The following is a 636-nucleotide window of genomic DNA, read 5'->3' on the forward strand; positions in this document are numbered from 1 at the left end:
AGCGGGCGCCCATCTTGTAGAGGCCCGTGGGGTCGTTGTAGGCGCCGGCGAAGCGGTAGGGCTGGGGGACGGTTTCGGTGGGGGTGGTGCGGGCGGCGCCGGTGGGTGTGTAGGCGTAGGTGTGGGTACGGGCGCCTGCCTGATCGACCGCGCCGAGGATGTTTCCGGTGGCGTCGGTGAGGTAGTAGTAGCTCTTCCCGCTGCGGGTCATGGAGTTGAGGGTGCCCCCGGGTTCGCGGACGAATCCGGTGTCCGTGGATCCGGCGGTGGTGGAGGCGAGGCCGAGCTGGGTGTGGTGGAACCAGGTGTCACCGAGCTTGGTGCGCTCGTCGTTGGTGGTTCCGGCGTGCTTGGCCTGGTAGGTGGTCCCGCCTGCGGTGATGCTGGTGAGCTGGTTGTAGTCCGACCACGACTCCCCTGTGCGGGCAGTGCCCCCGGCCGGGGCTGCGGCGGTTTCGTTGCCGGCCTTCTCGTAGGACCAGCCGGTGGTCGAACCGTTCTTCGATTCGAGTTCGGAGGCGTCGTCGTAGCCGTAGGTCGGGCTGGTGGGGCAGGAGGTGGCGGTGGTGTCCTGGTGCGTGAGGTTGCCGGCCTTGTCGAAGCAGTACAGCCAGGACGCGGTGCGGGCGCCGGAGG

Annotated in this window: 1 pseudogene; it reads right to left on the bottom strand. The window is 68.9% G+C overall.

The window, feature by feature from the left end:
- Window positions 1–636 (bottom strand): annotated as a pseudogene (locus tag E6R18_RS33900) (RHS repeat protein); the annotation flags it as partial.

This window comes from Streptomyces sp. A1277, assembly GCF_004795015.1.
In the GTDB taxonomy this organism is placed as follows: domain Bacteria; phylum Actinomycetota; class Actinomycetes; order Streptomycetales; family Streptomycetaceae; genus Streptomyces.